The organism is Promicromonospora sp. NPDC060204, from assembly GCF_042728455.1.
Taxonomy (GTDB): Bacteria; Actinomycetota; Actinomycetes; order Actinomycetales; family Cellulomonadaceae; genus Promicromonospora.
Genome location: NZ_JBHWZO010000273.1, coordinates 1 through 7924 on the forward strand (window position 1 = coordinate 1; position 7924 = coordinate 7924).

Consider the following 7924-nt stretch of genomic DNA (forward strand, 5'->3'; position numbering starts at 1 on the left):
GCACCCCTCGGGGTGCGGGCCTCTCGCGTGCGCAGACCATCCGGCCAGGTCGTGCGGGAATATCACCCGCGGCGCACCCGTTGAACCGCCTTGCGCCGCCCCGTCCAGCCGCCACGCCGCGGCAGTGCGGATACGCAACGATTCGAGGATTCCCACAGTCTCGACGTGCAGGACGTAGGGCGACTGGACATACTAGAACCAGATAGGTATGCTAGCGCTTTGCGCCCGCGTGTGCCCTCGACGCCTCCCCCTGCTTCCCGAAAGTCCTGGTCGCATCCCCGCTCAGGGGATGCCCACCGGTGACCGGTGAATCCGGCAGAGCATCCTGCAGCACCGCAGAGCGTACAGCGTTCACCCGAACTGCAGGGAAGGACCCCTCTTGGCTGCCTCGCGCACCCCTTCAGCTCCGTCCGCCGAAGCCATTGCGAACCGTACCGCTTCCCGTCGCGTTTCCTTCGCAAAGATCTATGAGCCACTCGAGGTCCCCGACCTGCTTGGCCTGCAGACCGAGAGCTTCGACTGGCTTCTTGGTAACCCAGCCTGGCAGGGCAGGGTAGAAACTGCCAAGGCGGCTGGTCGTAATGATGTCCCGGAAACCTCCGGACTGGAAGAGATCTTCGAGGAGATCTCCCCGATCGAGGACTTCGGCTCCTCGATGTCTCTCTCCTTCTCGAACCACCGCTTCGAGCCGCCGAAGTACACGGCGGACGAGTGCAAGGAGAAGGACTTCACCTACGCGGCCCCGCTGTTCGTCACCGCGGAGTTCGTCAACTACACCACCGGTGAGATCAAGAGCCAGACGGTCTTCATGGGCGACTTCCCGCTCATGACGGCGCGCGGCACCTTCATCATCAACGGCACCGAGCGCGTCGTCGTCTCGCAGCTGGTGCGTTCCCCGGGCGTGTACTTCGAGCGCACCCCGGACAAGACCAGCGACAAGGACGTCTTCTCCGCGAAGATCATCCCCTCGCGTGGTGCGTGGCTCGAGTTCGAGATCGACAAGCGCGACGCCGTCGGCGTGCGCGTCGACCGCAAGCGCAAGCAGTCCGTCACGGTGCTGCTCAAGGCCCTCGGCATGACCGAGTCGGAGATCCGCGAGCAGTTCGCCGACTTCCCGTCCGTGCTCGACACGCTCGAGAAGGACCACGTCCACACCGAGGACGAGGCCCTGGTCGACCTGTACCGCAAGATCCGCCCGGGTGAGCCGCCGACGGTCGAGGCCGGTCGTGCCCTGCTCGAGAACTTCTACTTCAACCCGAAGCGCTACGACCTCGCGAAGGTCGGCCGCTACAAGGCGAACAAGAAGCTCGGTGTCGACGCGGAGCTGGCCGAGTCCACGCTGTCGCTGACCGACGTGGTCCACACGATCAAGTACCTGGCGTCGCTGCACGCGGACAAGACCACCATGGACGGCGTCCGCAACGGCCAGCCCGTCGAGGTGCGCGTCGAGGTCGACGACATCGACCACTTCGGCAACCGCCGCATCCGCGCCGTGGGTGAGCTCATCCAGAACCAGGTGCGCACGGGTCTGTCCCGCATGGAGCGCGTCGTTCGCGAGCGCATGACCACGCAGGACGTCGAGGCCATCACGCCGCAGACGCTGATCAACATCCGTCCGGTCGTCGCGTCGATCCGTGAGTTCTTCGGCACCTCGCAGCTGTCGCAGTTCATGGACCAGAACAACCCGCTGGCCGGTCTGACGCACAAGCGGCGTCTGAACGCGCTCGGCCCGGGTGGTCTGTCCCGCGACCGCGCCGGCATGGAGGTCCGTGACGTCCACCCGTCGCACTACGGCCGCATGTGCCCGATCGAGACCCCTGAGGGTCCGAACATCGGTCTGATCGGTTCGCTCGCGTCGTTCGGTCGCATCAACCCGTTCGGCTTCATCGAGACGCCGTACCGCCGGGTCGAGGACGGCAAGGTCACCGACAACATCGACTACCTCACGGCCGATGACGAGGACCGCTACATCATCGCGCAGGCCAACACGCCGCTGCTCGAGGACGGCACGTTCGTCCTCGACCGCGTCCTGGTCCGCACGAAGGGTGGCGAGACCAACGACATCCCGGGTGCCGAGGTCGACTACATGGACATCTCGCCGCGCCAGATGGTGTCGGTCGCGACGGCCCTGATCCCGTTCCTCGAGCACGACGACGCCAACCGCGCCCTCATGGGTGCCAACATGCAGCGCCAGGCCGTGCCGCTGGTGCGGTCCGAGGCCCCCGTGGTCGGTACCGGCATGGAGCGCCGTGCGGCGGTCGACGCCGGCGACGTCATCGTGGCGACCAAGCCCGGTGTGGTCACCGAGGTCTCGGCCGACCTGGTGCTCGTGGCGAACGACGACGGCACGACGGGCTCGTACCGCGTGCACAAGTTCGTGCGCTCCAACCAGGGCACGAGCTACAACCAGCGCGTGCTGGTCGACGAGGGTGCGCGGGTCGAGGTCGGCTCCGTGCTCGCGGACGGCCCGGCGACGGACGAGGGCGAGCTCGCGCTCGGCCGCAACCTGCTGGTCGCGTTCATGTCGTGGGAGGGTCACAACTACGAGGACGCGATCATCCTGTCGCAGCGCCTCGTGGAGGACGACGTCCTCTCCTCGATCCACATCGAGGAGCACGAGGTCGACGCGCGCGACACCAAGCTCGGCCCGGAGGAGATCACGCGGGACATCCCGAACGTCTCCGAGGAGGTCCTCGCGGACCTCGACGAGCGCGGCGTGATCCGCATCGGTGCCGAGGTCGGCGCGGGCGACATCCTGGTCGGCAAGGTCACCCCCAAGGGTGAGACCGAGCTGACCCCGGAGGAGCGCCTGCTCCGCGCGATCTTCGGCGAGAAGGCGCGCGAGGTGCGCGACACCTCGCTCAAGGTGCCCCACGGCGAGCAGGGCACGGTCATCGCGGTGCGCGAGTTCAACCGGGAGGACGGCGACGAGCTGCCCGCCGGCGTGAACCAGCTGGTGCGCGTCTACATCGCGCAGCGCCGCAAGATCACCGTCGGTGACAAGCTGGCCGGCCGCCACGGCAACAAGGGCGTCATCTCGAAGATCCTCCCGCAGGAGGACATGCCGTTCCTCGAGGACGGCACGCCGGTCGACGTCATCCTGAACCCGCTGGGTGTGCCGGGCCGCATGAACGTGGGCCAGGTGCTGGAGACCCACCTCGGGTGGATCGCCAAGCAGGGCTGGGACGTCTCCCTCGCGGAGGACAAGGGCGGGGAGTGGCTGGAGAGCCTTCCCGAGGTCGCCCACAAGAGCGAGCCGAGCCGCCCCGTCGCCACCCCGGTGTTCGACGGCCTGGAGGAGGTCGCCCTGCGCGGTCTCTTCGGTGCGACCCTGCCGAACCGTGACGGTCAGCGCATGGTCAACCAGGACGGCAAGGCGCAGCTCTTCGACGGCCGCTCCGGCGAGCCGTTCCCGGAGCCCGTCTCCACCGGTTACATGTACATCCTGAAGCTGCACCACCTGGTCGACGACAAGATCCACGCGCGCTCGACCGGTCCGTACTCGATGATCACGCAGCAGCCGCTGGGTGGTAAGGCGCAGTTCGGTGGTCAGCGTTTCGGTGAGATGGAGGTCTGGGCTCTCGAGGCGTACGGCGCCGCGTACACGCTCCAGGAGCTGCTCACCATCAAGTCCGACGACGTCCCGGGCCGTGTCAAGGTCTACGAGGCGATCGTCAAGGGCGAGAACATCCCCGACTCGGGTATCCCGGAGTCCTTCAAGGTGCTTCTCAAGGAGATGCAGTCGCTGTGCCTGAACGTCGAGGTGCTCTCGAGCGACGGTGTCTCCATCGAGATGAAGGAGTCCGACGACGAGGTGTACCGCGCCGCTGAGGAGCTCGGCATCGACCTCTCCCGGCGGCCGAACGCCGCCTCCAGCGTCGACGAGATCTGATACCAGGCCGCGCCCGTGCGAGCGGGCGCGGGCCTGGACACCCGAGGATTTTCGAGAACTTCAGGAAGTAGGACACCTTGCTCGACGTCAACGTCTTCGACGAGCTGCGTATCGGCCTCGCCACGGCCGAGGACATCCGTGCCTGGTCGCACGGTGAGGTCAAGAAGCCAGAGACCATCAACTACCGCACCCTCAAGCCGGAGAAGGACGGGCTCTTCTGCGAGAAGATCTTCGGTCCGACCCGCGACTGGGAGTGCTACTGCGGCAAGTACAAGCGCGTGCGCTTCAAGGGCATCATCTGCGAGCGCTGTGGTGTGGAGGTCACGCGTTCCAAGGTGCGCCGTGAGCGCATGGGCCACATCGAGCTCGCCGCCCCCGTCACGCACATCTGGTTCTTCAAGGGTGTGCCGTCCCGCCTGGGCTACCTGCTGGACCTGGCACCGAAGGACCTGGAGAAGGTCATCTACTTCGCGGCCTACATGATCACGTCGGTCGACGACGAGGCCCGCCAGGAGGACCTGCCCAACCTGCAGAACGAGATCGATCTCGAGAAGAAGGAGATCTCCGACCGCCGGGACAACGACATCAACACCCGCGCCCAGAAGCTCGAGGCCGACCTGGCCGAGCTCGAGGCCGAGGGTGCCAAGGCTGACGCGCGCCGCAAGGTGCGCGACTCCGCCGAGCGCGAGATGGCTCAGCTGCGCAAGCGCGCGGACCAGGAGCTGGACCGCCTCGAGCAGGTCTGGGACCGGTTCAAGAACCTCAAGGTCGCCGACCTCGAGGGCGACGAGATGCTGTACCGCCAGCTCCAGGACCGCTACGGCACCTACTTCGAGGGTGCGATGGGCGCGAACGCGATCCAGCAGCGCCTGCAGAACTTCGACCTGGACGCCGAGGCCGAGTCGCTGCGCGAGACCATCCGCTCGGGCAAGGGCCAGCGCAAGACCCGTGCGCTGAAGCGCCTCAAGGTCGTGAACGCGTTCCTGACGACCACCAACTCGCCCACGGCGATGGTGCTCGACGCCGTCCCGGTCATCCCGCCGGACCTGCGCCCGATGGTGCAGCTCGACGGTGGCCGGTTCGCGACGTCGGACCTGAACGACCTGTACCGCCGCGTCATCAACCGGAACAACCGCCTCAAGCGGCTCCTGGACCTGGGCGCGCCGGAGATCATCGTCAACAACGAGAAGCGGATGCTCCAGGAGGCCGTCGACTCGCTGTTCGACAACGGCCGTCGTGGTCGCCCGGTGACGGGCCCCGGCAACCGTCCGCTGAAGTCGATCTCCGACATGCTCAAGGGCAAGCAGGGCCGGTTCCGCCAGAACCTGCTCGGCAAGCGCGTCGACTACTCGGGCCGTTCGGTCATCGTGGTCGGCCCGCAGCTCAAGCTGCACCAGTGCGGTCTGCCCAAGCAGATGGCGCTCGAGCTGTTCAAGCCGTTCGTCATGAAGCGGCTCGTGGAGCTGAACCACGCGCAGAACATCAAGAGCGCCAAGCGCATGGTCGAGCGCACGCGTCCCGTGGTCTGGGACGTGCTCGAAGAGGTCATCACGGAGCACCCGGTGCTCCTGAACCGTGCGCCGACGCTGCACCGTCTGGGTATCCAGGCGTTCGAGCCGCAGCTCGTCGAGGGCAAGGCCATCCACCTGCACCCGCTCGTCTGCGGCGCGTTCAACGCCGACTTCGACGGTGACCAGATGGCCGTGCACCTGCCCCTGAGCGCCGAGGCGCAGGCCGAGGCCCGCATCCTCATGCTCTCGAGCAACAACATCCTGAAGCCGTCGGACGGCCGTCCGGTGACCATGCCCTCGCAGGACATGATCATCGGTCTGCACCACCTCACGAGCGACCGTCCGGGCGCCGTGGGCGAGGGGCGTGCGTTCGGCTCCGTGGCCGAGGCCATCATGGCCTTCGACCGGGGCGAGCTGGACATCAACGCCAAGATCCGGCTGCGGATGTCCGACCTGGTGCCGCCGCTGAAGGACTTCGAGGCTCCCGAGGGCTGGGAGCAGGGGCAGCAGCTCTTGTTCGACACCACCCTCGGCCGGTACCTCTTCAACGAGACGCTGCCCGTCGACTACCCGTACGAGAACGGGATCGCCGACAAGAAGCGTCTGTCGACGATCGTCAACGACCTCGCCGAGCGCTACCCGAAGGTGGAGGTGGCCGCGGCGCTGGACGCGCTGAAGGACGCCGGCTACCGGTGGGCCACGCGTTCGGGCGTCACGATCGCCATCTCGGACGTCGCCGCGCCGACCGTCAAGGGCGAGATCCTCGACGAGCACGAGGCTCGGGCCCTCAAGGTCCAGCAGCAGTTCGACAAGGGTCTGATCACCGACGACGAGCGCCGTCAGGAGCTCATCGAGATCTGGACGCAGGCGACCGACAAGGTCGCGTCGGCCATGCGGGTCAACCTCGAGAGCAACGCGCGGAACACCGTGATGCGCATGGTGGGCTCGGGTGCTCGTGGTAACTGGATGCAGGTTCGTCAGATCGCCGGTATGCGCGGTCTGGTGGCGAACCCGAAGGGCGAGATCATCCCTCGTCCGATCAAGTCCAACTACCGTGAGGGCCTGTCCGTCCTCGAGTACTTCATCGCGACGCACGGTGCCCGTAAGGGTCTGGCCGACACGGCCCTCCGTACGGCCGACTCGGGTTACCTGACCCGTCGTCTGGTGGACGTCTCGCAGGACGTCATCATCCGCGAGGAGGACTGCGGTACCGAGCGTGGCCTCACGCTGCCGGTCGCGGAGAAGCTCGCGGACGGCTCGCTCGTCCCGGACGACCGCGTCGAGACCAGCATCTACTCGCGTACCTTCGCGACCGACGTGGTGGACGCCGACGGCAACGTCATCGCGACCGCCGGGTCGGACGCCGGCGACGTCATCATCGACCAGGTCATCGCCGCGGGCATCGAGAACGTCAAGGTCCGTTCGGTCCTGACGTGCGAGTCCCGTGTCGGTACCTGCGCCAAGTGCTACGGCCGCTCCCTGGCCACGGGTCTGCTCGTGGACATCGGCGAGGCCGTCGGCATCATCGCGGCGCAGTCGATCGGTGAGCCGGGCACGCAGCTGACGATGCGTACCTTCCACACCGGTGGTGTGGCTGCCGCCGAGGACATCACGCAGGGTCTGCCGCGTGTCACCGAGCTCTTCGAGGCCCGCACCCCCAAGGGTGAGGCGCCCATCGCGGAGTACACGGGTCGCGTGACGATCGAGGACACCGAGCGGACGCGTCACCTCGTGCTGACGCCGGACGACGGTGGCGAGGAGATCAAGTACCCGGTCACCAAGCGTGCCCGTCTGAAGATCGCGGACGGCGACCACGTGACGGTCGGTACCCAGCTCGTGCAGGGTGCCGTCGACCCGAAGAAGGTGCTGCGCATCCTCGGCCCGCGTGCCACGCAGACGCACCTGGTGGACCAGGTCCAGGAGACCTACCGCAGCCAGGGCGTGGACATCCACGACAAGCACATCGAGGTCATCGTGCGGCAGATGCTGCGGCGCGTGACCGTGCTCGACTCGGGTGACTCGCAGCTGCTGCCGGGTGAGCTCGCGGAGCGCATGCGCTTCGAGGACGCGAACCGCAAGGCCGTGTCGGAGGGTGGCCAGCCGGCCGCCGGCCGTCCGGAGCTGATGGGTATCACGAAGGCCTCGCTCGCCACCGACTCGTGGCTCTCGGCGGCCTCCTTCCAGGAGACCACCCGGGTGCTCACCGAGGCGTCGATGAGCGGTCGCCGTGACCCGCTGCTGGGCCTCAAGGAGAACGTCATCATCGGTAAGCTCATCCCGGCCGGTACGGGTCTGCCCCGTTACCGCAACGTCGAGGTCGAGCCCACCGAGCAGGCCAAGGCCGAGCTCTACCCGAGCTTCGGCTACGACGAGATCGACTTCCCGACCCTCGGTATGGGCTCGGGCGAGGCGATCCCGCTGGAGGACCTGGACCTCGGCGACTTCCGCTGACCTGATCCTCTGACCGTCAGGTAGAGCGCCTGTCCTGCTCCGCACGGGTTCGTCCCGGGCGGAGCCGGGC

The 7924-nt window shown here is 67.1% G+C and carries 2 protein-coding genes; both read left to right on the plus strand.

The genetic code is table 11. From position 1 onward, the window contains the following. The first annotated feature begins 379 nt into the window (after positions 1-379). Positions 380-3892, plus strand: a complete 3513-nt coding sequence (gene rpoB, locus ACFWEJ_RS24590) for a DNA-directed RNA polymerase subunit beta (protein WP_377231807.1) — start codon at positions 380-382, stop codon at positions 3890-3892. Between the two features lie 77 nt (positions 3893-3969). Continuing rightward, positions 3970-7854, plus strand: coding sequence for a DNA-directed RNA polymerase subunit beta' (locus ACFWEJ_RS24595; RefSeq protein ID WP_377231808.1), 3885 nt, complete (start codon positions 3970-3972; stop codon positions 7852-7854). The last annotated feature ends 70 nt before the right edge of the window (positions 7855-7924 follow it).